The organism is Sphingobacterium sp. SGG-5, assembly GCF_011043525.1.
GTDB lineage: Bacteria > Bacteroidota > Bacteroidia > Sphingobacteriales > Sphingobacteriaceae > Sphingobacterium.
The window spans coordinates 220,531-243,164 of sequence record NZ_JAAKGO010000004.1 but is presented as its reverse complement, the minus strand read 5'-3'; the positions used below and the strand labels follow the sequence as shown (position 1 = coordinate 243,164).

The 22,634-nt window shown below is 41.5% G+C and carries 17 protein-coding genes and 1 tRNA gene; 7 read left to right on the top strand and 11 right to left on the bottom strand.

Annotation, left to right across the window (positions count from 1 at the left end; genetic code table 11):
* Positions 1 to 32 precede the first annotated feature (32 nt).
* From G5B30_RS07565 to G5B30_RS07545, 5 genes are all read right to left on the bottom strand, one after another.
* Positions 33 to 1,172, bottom strand: a complete 1,140-nt coding sequence (locus G5B30_RS07565; protein ID WP_165319365.1) for a FecR family protein — start codon at positions 1,170 to 1,172, stop codon at positions 33 to 35.
* Between the two features lie 67 nt (positions 1,173 to 1,239).
* Complete coding sequence (locus G5B30_RS07560) at positions 1,240 to 1,803, bottom strand: RNA polymerase sigma-70 factor (protein ID WP_165319364.1); 564 nt, start codon at positions 1,801 to 1,803, stop codon at positions 1,240 to 1,242.
* A gap of 79 nt (positions 1,804 to 1,882) precedes the next feature.
* Positions 1,883 to 3,352 (bottom strand): glycoside hydrolase family 32 protein, encoded by a 1,470-nt coding sequence (locus G5B30_RS07555; RefSeq protein WP_165319363.1) that lies wholly within the window; start codon positions 3,350 to 3,352, stop codon positions 1,883 to 1,885.
* A 9-nt stretch (positions 3,353 to 3,361) separates the two neighbouring features.
* Positions 3,362 to 4,279, bottom strand: coding sequence for a carbohydrate kinase family protein (locus G5B30_RS07550; protein ID WP_165319362.1), 918 nt, complete (start codon positions 4,277 to 4,279; stop codon positions 3,362 to 3,364).
* A gap of 5 nt (positions 4,280 to 4,284) precedes the next feature.
* The gene (locus G5B30_RS07545) at positions 4,285 to 5,628 is read right to left on the bottom strand and encodes a sugar porter family MFS transporter (RefSeq protein WP_165319361.1); all 1,344 of its coding nucleotides are present in this window, start codon (positions 5,626 to 5,628) and stop codon (positions 4,285 to 4,287) included.
* 231 nt (positions 5,629 to 5,859) lie between these two features.
* Between G5B30_RS07545 and G5B30_RS07540 the strand changes: the two genes are divergently transcribed.
* The 3 genes from G5B30_RS07540 to G5B30_RS07530 are packed head-to-tail and all read left to right on the top strand — an operon-like array spanning position 5,860 to position 12,836.
* Positions 5,860 to 8,559: a substrate-binding domain-containing protein gene (locus G5B30_RS07540; RefSeq protein WP_262886588.1), complete on the top strand. Its 2,700-nt coding sequence runs from the start codon at positions 5,860 to 5,862 to the stop codon at positions 8,557 to 8,559.
* Positions 8,560 to 8,595: 36 nt separating this feature from the next.
* Positions 8,596 to 9,807, top strand: a complete 1,212-nt coding sequence (locus G5B30_RS07535) for an exonuclease SbcCD subunit D (RefSeq protein WP_165319359.1) — start codon at positions 8,596 to 8,598, stop codon at positions 9,805 to 9,807.
* On the top strand, positions 9,804 to 12,836 hold the full coding sequence (locus tag G5B30_RS07530; RefSeq protein ID WP_165319358.1) for an AAA family ATPase: 3,033 nt from the start codon (positions 9,804 to 9,806) through the stop codon (positions 12,834 to 12,836). Before G5B30_RS07535 ends, G5B30_RS07530 begins: the two co-directional genes overlap by 4 nt.
* A gap of 8 nt (positions 12,837 to 12,844) precedes the next feature.
* Here the strand turns inward: G5B30_RS07530 and G5B30_RS07525 are convergent, their stop codons facing one another.
* From G5B30_RS07525 to nadC, 3 genes are all read right to left on the bottom strand, one after another.
* Complete coding sequence (locus G5B30_RS07525) at positions 12,845 to 13,705, bottom strand: M48 family metallopeptidase (RefSeq protein WP_165319357.1); 861 nt, start codon at positions 13,703 to 13,705, stop codon at positions 12,845 to 12,847.
* 81 nt (positions 13,706 to 13,786) lie between these two features.
* A complete protein-coding gene (plsY, locus tag G5B30_RS07520; RefSeq protein ID WP_165319356.1) occupies positions 13,787 to 14,437 on the bottom strand; it encodes a glycerol-3-phosphate 1-O-acyltransferase PlsY in 651 nt (216 codons plus the stop codon).
* 12 nt (positions 14,438 to 14,449) lie between these two features.
* Entirely contained in the window at positions 14,450 to 15,307 is an 858-nt protein-coding gene (gene nadC / locus G5B30_RS07515) for a carboxylating nicotinate-nucleotide diphosphorylase (protein ID WP_165319355.1), read from the bottom strand.
* 162 nt (positions 15,308 to 15,469) lie between these two features.
* Between nadC and gpmI the strand changes: the two genes are divergently transcribed.
* Both gpmI and G5B30_RS07505 read left to right on the top strand, forming a co-directional pair.
* On the top strand, positions 15,470 to 17,008 hold the full coding sequence (gpmI, locus tag G5B30_RS07510) for a 2,3-bisphosphoglycerate-independent phosphoglycerate mutase (RefSeq protein WP_165319354.1): 1,539 nt from the start codon (positions 15,470 to 15,472) through the stop codon (positions 17,006 to 17,008).
* Positions 16,992 to 17,516, top strand: coding sequence for a hypothetical protein (locus G5B30_RS07505; RefSeq protein WP_165319353.1), 525 nt, complete (start codon positions 16,992 to 16,994; stop codon positions 17,514 to 17,516). Before gpmI ends, G5B30_RS07505 begins: the two co-directional genes overlap by 17 nt.
* A gap of 2 nt (positions 17,517 to 17,518) precedes the next feature.
* Here the strand turns inward: G5B30_RS07505 and rpe are convergent, their stop codons facing one another.
* Complete coding sequence (gene rpe / locus G5B30_RS07500; RefSeq protein WP_165319352.1) at positions 17,519 to 18,199, bottom strand: ribulose-phosphate 3-epimerase; 681 nt, start codon at positions 18,197 to 18,199, stop codon at positions 17,519 to 17,521.
* A 277-nt stretch (positions 18,200 to 18,476) separates the two neighbouring features.
* On the opposite strand from rpe, the gene G5B30_RS07495 reads away from it, so the two are divergent.
* Both G5B30_RS07495 and G5B30_RS07490 read left to right on the top strand, forming a co-directional pair.
* Positions 18,477 to 20,609, top strand: a complete 2,133-nt coding sequence (locus tag G5B30_RS07495) for an HD family phosphohydrolase (protein WP_165319351.1) — start codon at positions 18,477 to 18,479, stop codon at positions 20,607 to 20,609.
* A gap of 102 nt (positions 20,610 to 20,711) precedes the next feature.
* Positions 20,712 to 20,801 (top strand) — tRNA-Ser (locus G5B30_RS07490).
* A gap of 404 nt (positions 20,802 to 21,205) precedes the next feature.
* Here G5B30_RS07490 and G5B30_RS07485 read toward each other — a convergent pair.
* Positions 21,206 to 21,913, bottom strand: a complete 708-nt coding sequence (locus G5B30_RS07485; RefSeq protein WP_165319350.1) for a hypothetical protein — start codon at positions 21,911 to 21,913, stop codon at positions 21,206 to 21,208.
* Between the two features lie 21 nt (positions 21,914 to 21,934).
* A complete protein-coding gene (locus G5B30_RS07480) occupies positions 21,935 to 22,615 on the bottom strand; it encodes a hypothetical protein (RefSeq protein ID WP_165319349.1) in 681 nt (226 codons plus the stop codon).
* Positions 22,616 to 22,634: the final 19 nt, after the last annotated feature.

Below are 22,634 nucleotides of genomic sequence, written 5' to 3'. Positions count from 1 at the left end.
TGTGCCAGCATCCTGACTTTTTGCTTTTTTCACTATTTCGATATATTGTAAACTGTAATCCTCCTTTCTTCCATTTTAAATTTAACAGATTTGGTGAGTTCAAGGATGGATAACACTTCCTCGATATTCTGATGTCTCGACATCTTCACGGTGTAGTTCTTTTGGTCCCAGCCATCACCTGCGTATATGATCTCTGCATCGTACCAACGTGCTATCCTCCCCATTATGTCCTTGATATTCCGATTCTTGAAAATGAAATAATTATCTTTCCATGCAATTTCAGATTCAACATCAAAGGTTTTAACCGTCACGCCTTCAGAACCAACGACTGCCTTGTGGCCGGGTTTAAGCATGGATTTTACATGGCCGACTATAATCTCTACAGAGCCCTCAACAAGTGCTACGGAAGGTTCTTTCGCCCATTTATCTTCATAAGCCGATAAATTGAAGACCGTACCCAGCACCCGTACATCAAATCCCTTCGAACGGACAATAAAGGGTCTCGCTTTATCTTTAGCAACTTCAAAATACACCTCTCCTGAAGCTTCGACCATCCGTTGGTCCGTGGCAAAATTAGAAGGGAAAACAAGGCTGCTGCCTGCATTCAGCCACACTTTGGTACCGTCCGCCAACACGATACTATATCGGCCGCCAACGGGTGTTTTGAGTGTGTTTTTTTTGCTTTGAAAAGTGTTCTCCGTGTTTTCATAGGTATATTCCAGATCTCCGTTCTGATTCTTCAAAACTACAAATCCCGACTTTTCATACTTTTCACCCTCTTTGAGATTGTTTAAATCGAGCTGAGTTCCATCCCCTAACTCTAATAAGGCGATATCTTTTCCGGGACTTAGATAAGCTGTACGCTTGACCTGACGCTGGCCTCCATCATTGGGGTACTGCCACAGCCATAGCGACAACAAGATCACTGCAGCAACGGCAGCCGCATATAGCCATATTTGCTTCAAGAAATATACCTTTGAACGATGGACATCCCTATAGACACCTCGCATAATCCTACGTTCGGTTTCCTCCCTAAAGCCCCATTTATTTTCATCCCATCTCTCCGAATCAAAAGACTCGAGAAAGTGCTGATCGACCAGATCTTCTTCTTCCTTTGTTTGCTTATTCAGGAAAATTTTTTCAATGTAATGCCGTATGGGTTTTCTTTCCACTTGATATGCTGTTTATATAGAGGAGAGTCTATGATGCTCCCTACCCCCCAAAGCAAAAGTGAAATATTTAGAAAAAAAGTAAGAATAAGACTTTACCTATGCCATTACGGATACGGCGCAATGCAATAGTCAACTGATTTTCAACCGTTTTTGTAGACAGGTTAAGCCTTTCGGCGATATCTTTATGAGCCAAATGCTGTTCACGGCTAAGAAGATATACCTCACGACAGCGAGCCGGCAATGTATCAACGATATCCTCTACATGACGTAACAATTCTTTATACTCCAACAGATTATGGGGATTGTAGCGCTCAATATCTGTCAGCTCCTCCGGTTCGAAACGGTTTTGTTGCAGATATTGCCGCTTGAGCTGACGGTATATTTCATATCGGGTACTGGCAAAAAGATAGGCTCTAAGCGAATGGCTAAAATCAAGCGTCGTCCTATTATTCCATATCTTGATAAATATATCCTGTACGATGTCTTCACACAATAAAAGGTCATCCAGCGTATTTGTAGCCATTTTATACATACCTTCCCAATACCGGGCAATGATAGCCTGCAGTGCGCGCTCATCATCTTGCTTCAGCGCGCTGAACAACTTTTCATCCGAATCGTTGGAAAATGGCATGCCCAAATAATATTTAATTAAAGTAAAAACGGTTTTCGTGCAGAAAGTTAGGGATTTTTTTCTGTAATAAAAAAATCCCTCATTTCCTTAAGACCGATAAAATCGCTGTGCCCGAATAACTACCCTCAATAGTGAGGTGATCAAAATCATTTTCATTGAAAAACAAACTTGTCATCGCGATTTTCCCACCGTCCACAAATACTTCTATAGAGGTTTTGTCCATATAAATATCGATATCACACTTATCTTTTACGATAATATTATCAGCAATCATTTTCTTCGGAAAATTATTATTAAATGCGATCAACCCGGTTTCTGCGCGATTTATTGCAAAATAATTATGGCTTTTGTGATACTGAAAAGTAAGGATTTCGTTCATCTTATTATCAAAAATAAATTTGAAACCTTTGGTGAGATCTACATTTTTCATACTGATTTTAAACGCATTGTCCAGCCCGGAAATATCGATCTCATTTGTGTCCGGAGAGTTTAAATTCTGTCGTTTAAATTTCGTATCATATCCCGCTATCGGAAAATTCTTAAGATACAGCTTTCCATTCGCTTCGAACAACGAAAGCTCACGAACGGTCGTCATGGTGCTTCTCCATTTCTCGGTCGGCACGACGTTCGCATATTGCCAATTACTCATCCAACCGATCAATAGATGTCTGTTACCCACATTACTCCACGTCACACCTGCATAGTTATCCGTACCCCAATCCAGCCAACGGGTCTCTTTATCATAAGCCTGAAACACCTTTCCATCAAAATCCCCAATAAAATATTGCGTTGCGCTCCCTCCATTTGGCCCTCCCGGATTAAGGCTCACGATCAATACCCAGACCTCTTTTCCCTTATAATCCATCTTGAATAGATCTGGACATTCCCATACTCCACCATGTGCACCATAATCCCGTCCAAAGTCACTGAGTTTATCCCAATCCTTCAGATTTTTCGATCCGTAAAATGCAATACTGTCTCCTGCTGTGAGGCTCATAACCCATTTGGCACTATTGTCATGCCAGATCACCTTAGGATCTCTGAACGCGCTTTTTCCCGGATTGGGCAACACTGGATTTCCAGCATATTTTGTCCAAGTGACACCATTATCGAGACTATAGGCAATACTTTGCGTTTGTGTTCTTTTCCGCTTTCCGTTTATGCGGCTTTCATGATTTGAGGTATAAATAGCAATTAACGCATCTGGACCAAAACCAGCGGTATTGTCCTTATCGACAATGGCACTGCCTGAAAAAATCGTACCTAACGAATCTGGGTAGAGTGCAGTATTGCGATGCTCCCAATCTACCAAATCCTTACTCATCGCATGCCCCCAATGCATAGGCCCCCATTTGGAGCTATACGGATGATACTGATAAAATAAGTGATACAGCCCCTGATGATAAACTAAACCATTGGGATCGTTCATCCAATTTTGCTGTGGTGTAAAATGATACAGCGGTCTGAATTTTTCTACGTCTTCTTTTTGTCCAAATGCAACAAGCGTGGGCAACAACAAATATAGCAGTAAATGACTTTTTTTCTTCATGATAATAGTTTAAAGCACGCCGTTGTGCCATTCAAAATAATCCAAATCTGTACGTGTATATTCTGGACATCCGCCTTTTCGCGAAGTCACAAATGCAGCCAATACCGAAGCAATATGTAAGGCTTCACGAATCGGCCTCTCTTCTATCCGTGAAGCAATAAAAGCCGCTAAAAAAGAATCTCCGCTACCGATTGTGTCAACGACATCGACCTTTTGAGCTTGACAAAAATAAGTTTCGCCCTTATCCAAGCTTTTATGCATCGCGCCTCTTTCTCCCAACGTGAGTACTAATTCCTTGATCCCAAAAGTGTCCAAAATATGATCCGTCTGAAGACTTATAGTTTGGTCACCTGTCCCCAACCATTCACTCACGAGAGCCAACTCATCTTCATTCAGTTTCAATATATCTGTATACGCCAATAACTCCAAAACACTTTCTTTCGAAAAATGGGGTGCCCGCAGATTGATATCAAATATCTTAATTCCCTGACTTCGTTTCAAGACGTCCAAAACAGCCTTCTTAGCGATTGAATGCCTGAAAATAAGGCTGCCAAAAACCAAATAGTCTGTATCGGCCCAACCCGTAGAAGGATCGGGCGACGCTAAAAAGTCCCAAGCCGTAGGATATACAATATTGTATTTGATAGCATGGGTGTCGTCGTAATAAACCTCTACTTTCGATGTCGACTGCTGTTCATCCACTTGCACCATACTCGTGTCAATAGCGTGTGCTCCCAGAAAATCCAGCAGCTCTACCCCATCCCGATCTTTTCCGATACGGGTCAATATCTTCGTATGCACCCCCAGTTTGTTGAGGTGATACGCGACGTTGAATGGAGCTCCGCCTACCGCCTTACCGGTAGGAATCATATCCCATAGCAATTCTCCTATGCACAAAACTTTTGTATATTGCTTTTCGTTTACCATTTATATTATCCAATCGAAGTAACTGTATCCATCGCTTCCAAACTCTTGCCTTTTGTTTCCGGCATCATTTTCAGCACATATACGAGTTGTAAAACCATAAAACCTGCAAACACCAGAAACGTATATCCCCCTCCGATCTGTTCGGTCAGCACAGGAAATACAAACGTAATAGTCGCTGCCAATACCCAATGGGTCAGGCTTCCCAAAGTTTGTCCCTTGGCACGTATTTCATTCGGAAATATTTCTGAGATAAACACCCAGATTACTGCTCCCTGCGAAAACGCAAAGAATGCGATAAAAAACATGAGAAAGATCACGATAGCAACTCCATTGGCCAATACGCCACCGTCTCCAGCTTCGAGTGCAAAAAATGAGCAAGCAACCAACAATAAACACACAATCAAACCTATACTACCTATCGTCATCAACGTACGCCGGCCATATTTATCGATTACGTTAATAGCCAATAGCGTAAAAATAAAATTTACCGTACCGATACCGATCGTGGACAATAAAGAGCCTTCTGCCCCCAAACCAGCCAATTCGAAAACACGGGGTGCATAATAGATAATCGCATTGATACCAGCTAATTGATTGAACATGGCAAATAACATGGCTAGTATAATGGGTTTGAAATATTTCTTTTGAAAAAGCGGCACAGCAGTTACCTCTTTTCCTAACGAAGCTGTTTTTATGCGCAGCATATCCTGTTCGAAAGTCTCCGGACTGACCGCTTTTAATATATCCCTTACTTTTTGTTCATTTTTGCGCTCAAGCCAAAGCCATCTTGGGCTTTCAGGCAGAAAATTAATCAATAGCAAAAATAATGTCGACGGTATTGCCATAATACCCAACATCCATCGCCAAGCCTCTTCGCCTATCCCAGCAAGCATGTAATTGCTCAGATAAGCACATACGATACCCAAAACAATATTAAACTGGAACATACCAACCAATTTACCTCGTTTGTGCGATGGTGCTAGTTCGGAAATATAAATAGGTCCAACAACCGAGGATATACCGACACCTACACCACCTAAAAACCGAAACACCATAAATAAGGCCCAAGATTGTGCAAAAGCGGTCGCTAACGAAGAGACCAGATAAAGCAACGCAACTAAATAAAGCGTATTCTTTCTCCCCAAGCGATCCGACGGCACTCCCCCTATCAGCGCACCAAACACCGTCCCGATCAACGCAATGGACATCGTTAGACCATGCTCGTAAGAAGACAGTTGCCAAAGATGCTGTATATCCTTTTCTCCTCCGGATATAACAGCTGTGTCAAACCCGAACAGGAATCCACCTAGGGCAATAATAAAAGTCCAGAAACCAATTTTACTTTTCATAATTTGCTTATGTTAAAAATATAGTTGTGCCAATAATTGAACACCAGTTTATAATCGTACGTTTCAAAGATATCTACTGCTTACTTATAAAATGATAATTTTCGACATTTAAATATAACTTTTGATAATTTCAATGAAACAAAATTAATACGCTATAAATCATGTGTTTAAAAAACGAAATAAACTATATAATTAACAATTTTGTAATTTTGTATTTACAATATCACAAAAATGAAGTACGCTTATCTGACAATCGTTCTCCTCTTATCTACTTGCCACAAACAAGAGAAGCAAAATTTCACCATAGTCTTTTCGCAGTGTATTCAAAACGATGCCTGGAGAAAAAACATGTTGATAGAAATGAAAAGGGAACTCTCCTTCCATCCCTACATTGATTTTAAATTCTACGATGCGGAAGGTAGCAGCAGCAAGCAGGTCAGTCAGATCGAAGAAATCCTAAAGAAGAAAGTGGATCTACTTATTGTCAGCCCTAACGAATCGGAGCCTTTATCTCCCATCGTTGATAAGGCATATCGACAAGGTATACCCGTCATTGTCGTAGACCGAAAGACCTCGACCGAACATTATAATGCCTATGTCGGCTCTGATAACTTTCACATCGGCAGGTTAGCCGCACAAAAGATTGTAGACGGGATAGCAAAATATAATCATCAGAAAACCAACATTATATACATTACAGGTCTGACGAATTCTTCAGCTTCAATAGAACGTGAAAAGGGATTGCTTGATGGCCTCCGCACATATAAAACGCAAAATCCTATCCTTAGGCTGCAAGGAAATTGGCTACCTGAATCGGCTGAATTTGCTTTAGCAAAGGTCGACAAGCAGACATTGGAAAATACGGGATTTGTGTTTTGTTTCAACGATCCTATGGCCTACCGGGCTAGTCGATACTTGGATTCCTTACAGCTCGTGCAAAAACCAAAGGTCATAGGCATAGACGGACTGCCTGGAAAGGGCAATGGTCTCGATCTGGTCATGAATCACATCCTCTATGCCACGTTACATTACCCTACCGGCGGAAAGGAAACTATCCGGACAGCTGTCGACATACTGCATAACAAAGACCACAAAAGAAATGTAGACCTTGGCACCATGATCATTGACAGTACAAACGTACAACTACTCTATGATCTGGAAAACAGACTCAATGGGCAGTACGAAGACATAGACAAACAACAGGTTCTCTTGTCCGAGCTAAAAAACATCAATAAATTTGAAAAGTATAAATCTAACTTATTCCTTCTGTTACTCATCTTTTCTTTAGTCGCCATACTCATTATCCTTTATATTCTGCGAAACCTGAAAAAATCCAGGTCAATGATTGTAGAGAACAACAAGTTAATTATGCTACAAAACGAAGAACTCGGATTATTGAATAACAAACTGAATAATAACCTAAAAGAAAGGACAAATTTATTTAAAAATTTAAGCTATAGTCTGAGCAATCCCATTTCATTATTGTTCTCCGCCATCAAGGATTTACAAAAAAAAGACGATAACCACTCGATGCTCCGTACACGTGCGGTCCATGTTATCCAAACCATTTCTCACCGATTGAACAACGTTATGATGGACATCAGAAATTTGGAAGATCTCCATAATAACATTGTAATAGAGAAAGAAAGTACAGATCTTCCCGCATTATTCAATCAGATTATTTATCAGCTCAACAGCCTTATCCATGAAAAAAACATCAAAATAACCGTCGACAACAACCTGAATTCGAATAAATTCGTCGTCAGCAAAAAATGGATGGAAAGGGCTTTGCACAACTACATGGAATACCTCCTGAATATTTCTCATCCGGAAGGCATTATTCATTTTAAGCTGAGTCATATCATTCCGGACAAAGGCGTAAAGTTGAAAGTCACCGTAGGTCCTTTTACTTCTCGGGAACTGGAACGTGCCAGACTGGAGCAAGACTTACAACTGGGTGTCGGCATCACCTTCTTTCAGGACGTCATCACACAGCATCAAGGGAAAATAAACTATACCTTCAAGGACAACTTTATCCTGTTTGACATTATTTTCTATGAAGGATCTTTCTCCCAAAACGAGTCACTGAAAACAAATGACCCAAAAGCCGAGTACAAAGCGGAGCTTCTCGAAGAAGACGAAAACTGTACCTTCTTATCCGGTCGGCCAAACCTACTTTATATCGACAACGATCATACATGGAATACGCTATTAAAAAGACAATTTCAAAATCTGTATAACGTTTATACCGCAAATAGCTTTGATATAGCCCGAAAGAAAACAGAAGAATACAAGTTTGCTGTTATCATTACTGAAATTAAAATAATGAGTAGCTCTTCCCATGATTTCATTAAATATCTAAAAAACACTTCCGATCATGCCACGGCATTGTTTATCTTGTTCACCACGCATGAAAACAAGCTACAAAAGGAACAGGCATTTAAAGAGCGTTATGACCTATATCTGTTAAAAAGTGAGGGGCTGGATATTCTTGAAAGCGCTGTCACAACGCTCGAAAAGAATAGAAAACAACTGGTCAACAAGCACTTAAAATTATCAGAACAAGACCTTTCTCTTATCGAAAATGCAAAAATGAGAACTGACCACAGTATATTCGTCGAAAAAACAAACCACATTATTGATCAAAATATCTCAAACAGTCAATTCAACGTCAGTGAATTGGCAAAAGCATTGAATATATCTAGGGTAAATCTGTATAATAAATTCAATGAAATATTCCAGATGAGCCCCTCTGATTATATTTTAAACATCCGGTTAAAGAAAGCCACCCATCTATTAAAGTCCTCTCTTAACATTTCAGAAGTAGCCTATCAAAGTGGGTTTTCGTCACCCTCCTATTTTACCAAGGTATTTACGGCGAAATTCAACCATACACCTAAAAGCTACCAGAAAATACATACAACGTCATAACATTTATCTAAGTTTGTCTTAAACACAAAAATCGCTATGCGCATACTTCATACAGCAGACTGGCATCTGGGCAAACGATTGGACAACTTTTCACGACTAGAAGAACAAATACTCGTCATGGACGAAATTGTCGAAAAAGCGGATCGCTATCAAGTCGATCTTGTCCTTATTGCAGGGGACCTGTTTGATACATTCCATCCCGGCACAGAAGCTATAGATCTGTTTTACAAAACATTAAAAAGACTCAGCAAAGGAGGCGAACGTCCTGTGATTGCGATCTCCGGCAATCACGACTCGCCAGCCTTGATAGACGCTCCCGATCCTTTAGCAAGAGAATGCGGCATTATTCTGATTGGACATCCACAAGCCCGCGTCGCACCAATAACGTTAGATAACTTTCAGATATCCCGTTCCGCCGAAGGTATGGTAGAATTACAGCTCCGTGATTTCCCTTATCCTATTCGGATTATGCATACGCCTTATGCCAATGAAGTCCGGCTCAAACAGTATTTAGGCGAAGATAAGGGCGCTGCGCTAAATAGCATCTTGGCCCAGCGATGGAAAGAGATTGCCGACAGATACTGTGATGACCAAGGTGTCAATATCATGGCAGCTCACCTCTATATGAATAAAAGAGGAACAGCTCTGTTAGAGGAGCCAGATGGCGAAAAACCGATTAAAATCGGTAATGCTGACTTAGTCTACACGGACAGTATTCCTCCCCAGATACAATATACAGCCTTGGGACATATTCATCGGCATCTTAATATGGGTACACCCGAGCGACCCATTGTATATAGCTCCTCGCCACTAAGCTATAGCTTTAGCGAAGCAGGGCAAACCAAATATCTGGTATGCATAGATGCTGAACCCAACCAACCCGTACAGTATGAAAAAATAGCACTGGATGCAGGGCGTAGGCTTCACCGAAAAACATTTCAGGACGTGGAGCAGGCCGTGGTCTGGCTACAAGAAAATCCTTATAGTCTCGTTGAACTCACTTTAATGCTCGATACGTACCTGAAGGCTGAAGAGCGCAATAAACTGTATAAAACCCACGACGGTATTATACATCTCATTCCAGTCCTGAAAAATACCGAAGAACAGCTTTCGAAAAGTATGCGCATCAATCTGGATCAAGATATACGCAGCCTATTTAAAGACTACTTCAAAGCAGAGAACGATCAACTTGAGCCCAATGAAGATATCATGAATTTATTTAACGAAATACTGAACGATCAAGCATGATACCTATCCGATTGACCATAGAGGGTCTGTACTCCTATCAGGAACGCCAGACTATTGATTTCACACAGTTGGTCGAGGCCGGGTTATTCGGTATCTTCGGCGCTGTGGGTTCGGGTAAGTCTTCTATACTAGAGGCAATTATGTTTGCGCTGTATGGCGAAACAGAAAGGCTCAACGCAAGGGATAAACGGTATTATAACATGATGAACCTCAAGTGTAACCGTTCCTATATCGAGTTCGACTTCGTCAATTTTGAAAACAGGGTCTTCCGCGCCAGCAGAGAATTCAGGCGAAATTCGAAAAACTTCGACGATGTCAAAACTGCTTCGGTCATATTTTATGAATGCAAAGAAGACAGCTGGATGCCCTTAGAACTGACGAATGCCACAAGCATTATAGGGCTAAGCTACGACAACTTCAAACGCACCATCATCATCCCACAGGGACAGTTTAAGGAGTTTATAGAGCTCGGGCCGTCAGAACGTACCCGCATGATGAAAGAGATATTCGGACTGCATCGCTTTGATCTCCAGGATAAGGTAGCCAAGCTGAATACGGAAAATAAATCCCAGTTAGACCAGCTGAACGGTCGTCTACTGACCTACGAGGAAGTCTCCTTAGTCAAGATACAGGAAGAACAACAAAACCTAAGCCGGGATCAAAATCAGCTAAAAGCGATCGAACAAGAGTTTCAATCCGTCAGCGATAAGTTCCAGCTGCTCAAAAATCTCAAAGCAGAATTTGAAGGCCTCCAAAGCAAAAAAGAAGAATTTGCATTGCTGACCGAACAAAAAGTAGAAATGGATAGCCTTCAAAAGAAACTGTCTACATACGAAAGCGCACACCGCTCATTTCACCTTCCGCTGACAGACAAAACCCGGATAGGCAACGAAAGAGATAAACAGGAGAAAGAACTTATCCAGCAGCAAGATAAAGCTGTCGCTTTAAATAAAACATACACGGAATTGGAGGAGAAGTTAAAACAACTGAAGCCCCAATTTGAGTCTTTGGAACATAAAAAGGTAGAAACTAATGATCTGGAACTGATTGTACAGATCAAGCAAAACATGGAGGAGATTGCGCATTACCGCCTTCGCTCAAAAAACGGTGAAGTAAAAGTCAAGGAAGTCGAAACAATCCTCCGAAATACCGCACAAACACTCCAAGATACAACACAAGAGATCCAGACATTAAAACAGCGAAAACTCGAAGCCGGTACATTAATGGAGATCGCGACCTGGTTTTCGGAAAACCACAGGCTACAAGACGCCTTGGAACAACATCGGTCAAAAGCACAGTCCGATACCCAAGAGCTACAAAAAATATACGATGAGCTCCATACATTGGGTATCGATCCGAACAACATAGATGTGGATAAGGAAGCGGAGCTCCAACAAATCGAAGAAAAACGGCAGGCCCTGCTAACTAAAAAGACACAGCTGGAAGTACAACAGCAACTCGCGGAGTATGCACACGCATTACGGAACGGCGAAGCCTGCCCGCTGTGTGGTGCCCTGGAACATCCGCATATCGCCGAGCACAAAGATGTTTCCATCGAATTGACCACTCTTGAACAAGAACTGCGGGACTGTGAGAATCAGTCAAAAAACAGGCATAACACCTGGAATATCATCCAGAAGCTTACGGAACGCCAACAGATCTTTCTTAACCAATTGGACAGAACGAAGAAGGAAATAAGCCCTATAGAAACGAAGCTAAAGGCACATACGGAAACTTTCAAGTGGGATAGCTTTGATCCCGGAGATTTTGAAGCCTTCGAAAACAAAAGGAAAGAAAGTCTGCGACTGGAACAAGACCTACAGAACAAAGAGCAAATACTTGCTGAACTTCGATCAAGCTTGGATAGGGAACAAAAAAACCGGGATAAATACAATCAAGCTCTGGCGCAGCTCAAACTCGAAGAAGCACAAAAGGAAACGCAGATACAAAACAATAAATCCCATCTGAAAATACTACAATTTGACACGTTTCGGAATGATGATACTACAGCTATACAAAACAAATACCGCGCACTGCTGGAAAGTATCACGGCTATCGAGGACAACTATCACGCGACAAACGAAATTTTCCAGAACTTAAAGCCACGCCTGGCCGCGCAAGAAGCTCAGGTAAATGCCACGCATAGACGTATTCAGGAGCTTACAGCGCAAGCTGATGAAGTAGCAACAGCCATCTCCACACAACTCGCGCTGACAGGATATAGTGACATCACGGAAATCCAATCGATCCTGGCAAAGCAAATGGATATTCCCAAAACCAGAGGACGCTTAGAAGAATTTACGATTAAGTTCGAAACACTGAAAGCTGCTATACAAGCTTCAGAGCAAAAGTTAGGCGCTATCCAATTTGACGAAAAACAGTATGAAGCATTAGAAGATAAGGTATCCGCCTTATCCCTCCAACTCAAGTCTTCTACGGAACAGGTTGCTCGATTAAAATCCGACATCGAGCGCTTAAGTAAACAATACGAGGAGAAAAAGGTGCTATTGGCCACGCAGGAAAAGCTACAGCAACGGGCCGACAATCTCAAAATAATGACGAAACTATTCAAAGGTGCAGGCTTTGTAGAATACGTGTCCTCCATCTACCTCCATCAGCTTTGCGACCAAGCCAACATTCGGTTCCATCGTATGACGCGCAACCAGCTCAGTTTATCGCTGAACGAGAACAATGATTTCGAAATTATTGATTACTTGAATGAAGGTAGAAGCAGAAGCGTGAAAACCCTATCGGGCGGTCAGGCGTTCCAGGTATCACTTAGTCTGGCATTAGCCTTAGCCGAAAGCGTGCAATCCAACGCTATGGCAGACAAAAACTTTTTCTTCATCGATGAAGGATTCGGCACACAGGACAATGAATCTGTTAATATAGTTTTTGAGACATTATTATCTCTTCAACGCGAAAACCGCATAGTCGGTATTATATCGCATGTGGAAGAGCTAAAGGAACGTATTCCGCTCTCTATCAGTGTCCGAAAGGACGAAGAAAGAGGAAGTCTTCTTATGTAAGCCTCTTCTTACTTAATATGTATCGTCTTCATATTCCTTGTCGATGTTGTACCTGCCGTTCCGGTGTAATATTTCATCGCTTCCGGGATATATTTTTGTAGCTGTGTAATACGCCTTGCATCACTGGGGTGCGTGCTTAAAAATTCAGGTGGTGCACCGCCGGTATCCGCTTTTGCTGATGCCATTCTTTCCCAGAATGTAATCGCGGTATTCGGGTCGTATCCAGCCATGGCCATGATAATCAGTCCAGCGCGATCAGCGGCCAACTCATCATTCCGAGAGAAAGAAAGCATACCTATAGGAGCTCCGATACCGTAGGCTTGGTTAAAAATGGAGGCCCATTGACTATTTGTCAACTGGCTGGCTGCCCCTAAGACCTGAGCACCCATCTGCAAGGCCATCTGATTAGAAATCTGGGCCACAGAATGTTCTTCTATAGCATGGGCTATTTCATGCCCCATGACCGTAGCCAGTCCTGCATCCGTTCCTGTCAACGGCAGAATACCCGTGTAAACAGCCACTTTCCCACCGGGCATACACCAAGCATTGATGTCATCGCTCTGTACCAGATTAAATTCCCAGTTAAAATCAAACTGATCCGCGACGCCCTTCTGCTGCAAGTACCGCATAGTGGCGGCGGCGATATTATTACCGACACGTTTTACCGCTGTAGCATTCGCCGTTCCCGTAACTACCTTTGTACTGGCATCACTTAAAAATTCTTTATAGGCTAGGGAAGCCTGATCGTTAATCGTTTGGCTATCGACCAGTTTCAAATACTTTCGTCCTGTAATAGCTGAAGTAGCACAGCCGGCTAATACTGCACTTGCTACGATTAAAGCTGTATATTTACTAAAAAACTTTCTCATAATATCAAATGTATAAATCTGAAATTCCTCTATCCTTAAAAGATCTCATCCAATACTTGTACAATTCTAATGCCCAAAAGTTTAATCTTTATCTTTTTTTCTGAATAAATATATTTTGGATTCATGTCCCTTCAATAATCGTTCGATATTTTTTTGATGGGTAATCAATATCAAGGAGCAAATAGCAATAGCATACAACATAATAGATAAAACGGAAGTATGAAAGACAAATGCTAAGCTAACCGGAAAGGTAAAACCGGCAAGAATAGAACTCAGAGACACGTAATGTGTGATGAGTAAACATAATATAAATACGGAGACGCAACATAACGCTGCAGGCCAATGGATGGCCAGCACCATTCCAAATAGTGTCGCTACGCCTTTCCCACCTCTAAAACCGGCAAATACAGGAAACAAATGTCCTAAAACAGCAATGACTCCTAAAGCGAGTTGAAAGTTAACAAAATGTGGAGATCGTGAATCGCCGATAAGCGATGAATCCAATAAATGAGGTAAGTTTGTTGCCGTCCATCCTTTTAAAATGTCGATAGTCATGACAACCGCTCCCGCTCGTTTGCCCAAAACACGGAATGTATTGGTGGCCCCGGCATTACCACTCCCGTACTCCCTGACGTCTACCCCATAAAATGCCTGCCCAAACCACACCGCTGTTGGAATGGAGCCAAACATATATGCCAAGATCACTATGCCTACTAAATAAATAGATATCATCAAACTATATGCTTACACCAATTTAGCTTTTAAACTTAAATCCATATTGTAGATAGAATGTGTCAATGCCCCTATAGATACATAGTCTACACCTGTAAGGGCGTAATCTCTCACCGTATCTATAGTAATACCACCGGAGGCCTCTGTCACCATTTTTCCAGCAACCAGCTGGACAGCTTTGAGAACGTCTTCCGGTGTAAAGTTATCGAACATCACCCGATCTACACCTTCACAAGTCAATAATTCATTCAACTCCTCGAAATCACGCACTTCTACTTCAATGGGAATGGTTATATCTTTTTCGCTCTTATAGGTTAATGCTTGCTTCACAGCTTCGGCTATCCCTCCGGCATAATCCACGTGATTATCCTTAATTAGAATCATATCATAGAGGCCAAACCTATGATTGACTCCGCCTCCTATCCGTACGGCCATTTTTTCCAAAAAACGTAATAAAGGTGTGGTTTTGCGTGTATCCAAAACTTGGGTAGATGTGCCTTCAAGCCTACGGACATACTGTGCCGTCTTTGTAGCGATGGCCGACATACGCTGCATCACATTTAATACTAAACGTTCGGCCTTCAATATACTGTGAATACTTCCTTCGACAAATAACACCACATCTCCGACCTTCACTTCCTGCCCATCTTGAATGCTTATTTTCACGTCAAGATCACGGTCCACAAATTTAAAAATTTGTAAAGCAACTTCTACACCGGCGATGATTCCATCTTCCTTGACCAACAGTTTGGCTTCTCCTTTTTTATCGATAGGTAGTGTGGATAATGAGGTGTGATCTCCGTCTCCAACATCCTCTTTTAGAGATGATTGAACAAAATCTAACAACTCCTCTTTAAATGCTTCATCCATATTTACTCATGAAATAATAGGCTAAGATGAAGAAAATTATGTTATTCTGAAAGCAGAATGTTCACATTATTCAAAATATAGCACGCTGTTTCACCTACAATATTCCTGTGCTGGGTGCACCGAAAGCCTTGTATATGCAGCGTATTTTATCTAAATTTGTGTGTGGATAAAACAGATCAAAACAAAGTTGCCCTATTGATCCTGGATGGATTAGGGTACGGTAAAAATGACAATTCAAATGCGGTATTTGCCGCGCAGACTCCTTTTCTAAACCATCTGCTTTCTACTTATCCGAATTCCAAATTGGAAGCTTCGGGAGAGGCTGTGGGATTGCCTGAAGGACAAATGGGTAATTCAGAAGTGGGACATATGAATCTGGGTGCAGGAAGGGTCGTTTATCAGGAATTAGGGCGTATTAACAAGGCGGCTAAAGAAGGACAGTTCCAAACGCATCAGACTATTCAGGACGCTTTTAAATATGCTTTGACAAACCACAAGAACGTACATTTTATTGGCCTCCTCTCCGATGGTGGCGTACATGCGCATATCGATCATCTTAAAGCGTTATGCGATGCCAGTAAAGCCGCTGGTCTCACCAATGAACAGGTATTTGTGCATGCTTTCCTTGACGGGCGCGACACAGACCCGAACGGGGGAATACAGTATATTCGTTCGCTAACAGAACATCTGAAGCACTCCGTAGGTACAATAGCTTCGGCCGTTGGTCGATACTATGCTATGGATAGAGATAACCGTTGGGAAAGGGTAAAGGTAACTTACGATTTATTGACCAAAGGCGTAGGAACACCTTCTACGGATTTGATCCAGTCGGTTCAAGCGTCGTATGATTCGGGGGTGACTGACGAATTTGTAAAACCGATTGTTATGGTAGATAATACCGGAAAACCGTTAGCAACCATTCAAGAGGGTGATGTGGTCTTTTGTTTTAATTTCCGTACGGATCGGGGGCGGGAGATTACTATGGCTTTGACGCAACAGGATTTTCCGGACTATGACATGCAAGCGCTTGATCTCTATTACGTCACCATGACAGCCTATGATGACACGTTTAAAAAAGTGAAGGTTGTTTTTCAAAAAGATAACCTGACCAATACATTGGGTGAGGTTTTGGCTGCCCAGGGGAAAAGTCAGGTAAGGATCGCCGAGACTGAAAAGTATCCACATGTCACGTTCTTTTTCTCGGGGGGGCGTGAGACTGAATTCCCCGGTGAAAGTCGCATTCTTATCTCTTCGCCAAAAGTGGCAACGTATGATTTACAGCCTGAAATGAGTGCAGAGATTATAACAGAGGCGATCTGTAAGGATATGGAAACTGCGAAGCCGGATTTTATCTGTCTTAATTTTGCCAATCCCGATATGGTGGGACATACCGGTGTATTCGAAGCCGTAGTTAAAGCCGTAGAGACCGTCGATCAATGTACACAAAAAGTGGTAGAGACTGGATTAGCCAATGGTTATTCTTTTATCATCTTGGCTGATCATGGGAATTCGGAATATATGATCAATGGTGATGGCTCTGTAAATACGGCACATACCACGAATTTGGTCCCTTGCATTCTGATCGATAAAAGTTATACGCATATCAATGACGGGAAATTAGGCGATATAGCACCTACCATATTAAGGCTGTTAGGTTTAACCATTCCTGGCGAAATGACTGGAAATGTATTGGTGGATTAATTTTTTTGTCGCTATATTTCTATTTGCTTGTACTTCGGCACCTCAACATACAAAGCAAGAGCAGAAAGAGTTTGACCTCCCGGCTTACTTTCAACGGGAGATTAAACGCCTTTCTGCCGTAGATAAGGCGGTCGTAAAAACGGTTTCCAAGGGCGATGTATCTGAAACGAAAACACTTCGGGTGGATTGGAAAAAAGAACTTGCTGCTTTTGCATCAATAGACATCAATAAACCGGTGTATGCAGGATATATATACAAAGATTCTTCCGGCAGGACGGTAACATTCCGTATAGATAACCCTAAGCTGGACATTTCGATGGTGCGTATTCAATATAATGAGCAAAATGAGCCCTTGGAAATTACTATTCAAAGAAAGATAGACAACCTGCTCTACGATACGGCCGAGAAACTTCATTACAAGAAAAATGAAAGTTATCGCATTGAAAAACAACAGGATGTATGGGTTTTGGGAACCAATCACTATACTATAGCGGGCTCCTTAAACTAATGCTATATTTCCTGACGAGAAGGGTCTACTTCTTTCAATGCCTTTATGGTATCCAATGGTGTCGCCGAATTAAATACAAAAGAACCGGCAACCAATACATCTGCTCCGGTTTTTAGTAGCCTACCCGCATTTTCTAAAGTTACTCCCCCATCGATTTCAATCATTAAGGCATCATTAATCCCCGCAGCCATAGCACGCAATTCGGCAATCTTATGATAAGTATGCTGAATAAACTTTTGTCCGCCGAAGCCGGGATTAACTGACATGAGACAAACCAAATCAATATCCTGTACAATATCTTTCAGCAAATGGGTAGGTGTATGTGGATTTAGTGCCACTCCGGCTTTACATCCCAACTCCTTAATAGCTGCCAAAGTGCGATGGAGATGGGTACAAGCCTCATAATGCACCGTAATGATTTCTGCGCCACTGTCTTTACAGGTTTGCAGGTACCGATCTGGATCGACAATCATCAAATGAACATCCAAAGGTTTTCTGGCGTGTCTGGAAATCGCTTGCATCACAGGAAAACCAAATGAAATATTAGGTACAAACATCCCATCCATGATGTCAATATGAAACCAATCCGCCTCACTTTCATTAATCATCTGTATATCTTTATTCAGATTTGCAAAATCCGCGGCAAGGACCGAAGGAGCTATTACATGTTTTGAATGGGACATTACTTCTTTTTTTGTTTGATGATGCAAAATTAGATAAAATGCTTGGTATTCTTCGTGAATGCAGCGCATTTTATCTAATTTTGTTCAGAGGCGGTTTAAAAAGTCAATTGTACCGTCATTTCGAGGAGGAGCGACGAGAAATCTATGGTTAAGCAATTTTTCAACTTGTTGAAAATTAATTAATTCGAATTATCCATAGATTTCTCTCTTTGTTCGAAATGACGAGAAACGATGCTTCTTAGACACCCTCTTAATATTATGTTAAAGCAATAGAACGGTGGCGAAACTGAAAATAAATTATCTCAACAATAAGCTCCAAAGCCATTCGCCGATAGCGAAATATGGAATGGTAGCATTAACCGTATTGCTTATCTGTATATTTCTACCTAAGCAGCCGCGGTTTGAATACGAATTTCAAAAAGGAAAAGCTTGGAATCATGAGAATCTTATTTCTCCTTACAATTTCGCCATACTCAAAACAAAAGAGGAGCTGGATAAAGACAAACAACATATTCTGAAGACAGTACAGCCTATATACAATCTTCAACCGCATATCAGCAAAGAACAAATTGACCAGTTTACGACGGATCTGGCAGAGAAATGGCAATCCAGTATGATGGATACCCTCGCAAATATTGATATAGAAGATTACAAAGAAAAGGGGACACAACTCTTGACGTATCTCTATAATAGAGGAATCATCTCACTGGTAAATCGATACCAAAATAAGGGCATGGACCCGGAAAAAGTAGACGAAACACAAGCCAATTATAATTTTACATTGTTATCGGACAACGTTGCGCAGCAAAAAAACACAGTAGATTGCTTTACTATCGAAACCGCACATGATTATGTACAACAAAATTTACGACGCGATCGCAGTATAGCTAAAAAAAGCTGGCTGGCCGAATTATTAAAAAATTATATTACCGTTAACTACATCTATAACGAGAGTCTCACCAATAAAATTGAGCAAACCGCACTCACAAACATTTCTTCGACGAGAGGTATGGTGCAGAAGGGTGAACTTATCGCCGAAAAGGACAAAATAGTCAATAACGAAACCTATCAAAAATTACAATCACTAAAAAAGGTCTTTGAGGACGAAAGTAAGATCAGCGGCAACCAAAAATATGTAACAGTCGGGCAATTCTTCATCATCGGGCTGACGATGACCTTGCTCATGGTCTTCCTTTATTTCTTCCGGATAGAGATTTTCTACAACAATCGCCTGATATTCATTATCCTTATTGTCATTTTGGCCATGTTGGGCGTGCTGACGTGGGCCATCAACATGAAAATAGCCAGCCTATACTATATTCCTTATTGTGGGGTACCTATCATTCTGCGCATTCTTTTTGATACACGGGTGGCGTTGAATATTCATCTGCTGATGGTTTTGATTGCAGCCTTATTTGTACCCAACAGTTATGATTTTGTATTCCTGCAGTTTATTGCGGGACTTGTCGCCATATACAGCATAAAATCTATGGTGAAACGGGAACAGTTTTTGATTTCGAGTATACTCATTCTGGCGACTTATATTATTGGATATGTCGGTTTAGTGCTAACGCGAAACGGATCCTTCCATAGTATATACCTCACTGATCTTACTCCTTTTATCGTGAGTGTGGGCTTGACCTTATTGGCATATCCACTGATATATGCTTTTGAAAAGTTGTTTGGTATTGTGTCGGATCTGACATTAATGGAACTGACCAATAGTAATTCCAAGCTATTGAGGGAACTCTCTTTAAAGGCACCGGGTACATTCCAACACTCCCTACAAGTGGCTAACTTGGCCGAAGCGGCTATATACAAAATCGGGGGTAATCCTTTACTGGTACGTGCTGGAGCACTATATCATGATATTGGAAAGATGATTAATCCGCTCTATTTTATCGAAAATCAGAAAACAGGAAGCAATCCGCATGAGGAGCTCACATCCGAACAAAGTGCACAGATTATTATTTCCCATGTTATTAAAGGTGTAGAAATTGCAAAGCGCCACCAGCTACCGGATGTTGTCATCGATTTTATACGTACCCACCACGGTACCACGCGGGTAGATTATTTTTACAATGAGTTCGTTAAAAACAATCCGGATAAACTCGTAGATGAAACGATATTCCGCTATCCCGGCCCTATCCCCTTTTCAAAGGAAACGGCGGTATTGATGATGGCCGATTCGGTGGAAGCTGCGGCAAGATCGCTGAAAGAACCTACACGGGAATCGATCAATAATCTCGTAGACAAAATTATTGAACATAAATTGATGCAAAAACAGTTTGATAAAGCCAATATTACACTAAAAGATATCAGTAGCGCTTCGGAATTATTCAAAACAATGCTCATGAGTATATATCATGTCCGTATCGAATATGACATCAACAAAAAGAAAGATTCTTGATAGTCAACCGCTTAAAATGGGGCGGTATGATTTTGCAAAAAAATAGGTCAGGACACTTTGCAGATTGATTTTTTTACATTATGTTTGCACTGTCCAAGTACCGGAGAGGTGCCTGAGTGGCCGAAAGGAACAGTTTGCTAAACTGTCGTACTGGAAACGGTACCGAGGGTTCGAATCCCTCTCTCTCCGCCACCCAAAATGAAGCCCGACGTCAGTCGGGTTTTTCTGTTTAATTAGGCGAACCAAGCGCGCTTGAGCGGAGCCAATTAAACAGAAAAAGGAATGAGCGCAGCGAATGGCTTCATTTTGGGTGAAGCCTTCCCACTTAGGGATCGCCGAAGTGTAACGGAGGCAATCCCACTCTCCATACAAAAAATCCTTCATCGAAAGATGAGGGATTTTTTGTATGGAGCGAGGTTCGGACAGAAGGATTCATAGCCACACTGCCAGTATTAATAATACTCCTCCAATGAGTAAACATAAAATGGCAATTACCGTAGTTACACGATTGACTATTTTTACTTTCATAACTTAATGTGTTATGTTATTGCTGCCATTGGCGCCCCCAACCTGCCATGTTCAGGTGCCCTCAGATATTATTCGTATAACTGGTATTCTGCAACACCATCAATAGTAGTATTACTCAGGAGCATTTTAATCTCGGTATTTCCTTTCCAAGAAGGTACAAATATACCCATCAGTATATCACTATTGCTTTTAAAGCCCACATTGCTGCCCAGTACATATAAAGGCCAATATGCAGGGTTATTACCGATTTCATCGGTATAGTTATTGTCCACCGAAAAACTATAGTACTCAGAATAGCCCATAGGTCCTACAGCACGCATAAAGGTTTTTCCGCTCCAGTCGGGTGCTTCGCTGCTTTTTATCAGTTCGGCATGTACTATCTGTAGCGTAGACGTGCCTTTATTAATCGTGCTCTTCAGGACGATATCCCCGCCACTGTTTTTAGCGAAGCTGAACTCATATACTGTATAACCATCGCCATTGAAATCGAAATTAAAGATGTTCTTATCCACGGTGACCACCTGTCCTCGTCTCAAACCGGGCCCATCATAAGTTGCCTTGATAATAGTGCCGGTACCTTTTGTAAAATAGACAAGCCGGTAAATTGTTTTGCCCTCGGTGTTTATAGCTTCTATGGGGATATAGTAATCCAAAAGATCCGCCGCCATTACCGGCGCTTCCGGTGTAGTGTCATCGTCTTTGCTGCAAGACGTAAGGCCTGTTGTACCCAGCATAAGCAGGGCAAGTAGGCTGTATGATAAAAGTTGTGTTTTCATTTTCTTTGTTTTATGATCGTCTTATTGTTTTTCAAATGTGCCGTGATACCAACCTGCACCGCCACCCTTTGTTTTATAGGTTACCTCCAGCTTACCGTTTACGAACACCATAAATTCGACATCACCATTTTCCAGCTCTGCCCGTGCGGCAAAATTGCCAATGGGTGTATAGTTTTCGGTGCGCAGTGTGGTACCTACGTTTAGTCCTGCATCTACGGTGTTCCCGCCCGCGGCAAAACTGTAAAAGAAATTGTGATGAAGTACTGACTCGTCGGCTTTATAATAAGTGCCTGTAAAAGTTTTACCAGCCATTTGGTTACTTTCCGGCGCTTTGATTAGCGTGCCATCTTCAATCCCACCAATATTGCTCGTTACCAGATCGCCGTTAAAAGATAAATAAAAGGCACCATTCCCAACATTAATGGTATTATCGTCGAGTATAATGTATGTTTCAATTCTATCTCCGTTTGCATTACGTTCATTTAGTCGTTTTCCGGGCATAAATTCATATACGTAAATGTTACGATAGGAGCCGTCAGGATTGAAATGTTTTGCATAAATAAAATATCCTTCCGGATTATTGATGTCAAACGTTTCCTCGGGTTGTATATTATCGTCTTTACTGCAGGACATAAGAGCTACCATCCCAAGCAGAAGCAGACAAAGGAAACAATAGTTGGTACTTTTTTTTATTGTTTTCATAACAAATGGGTTTTGTGTG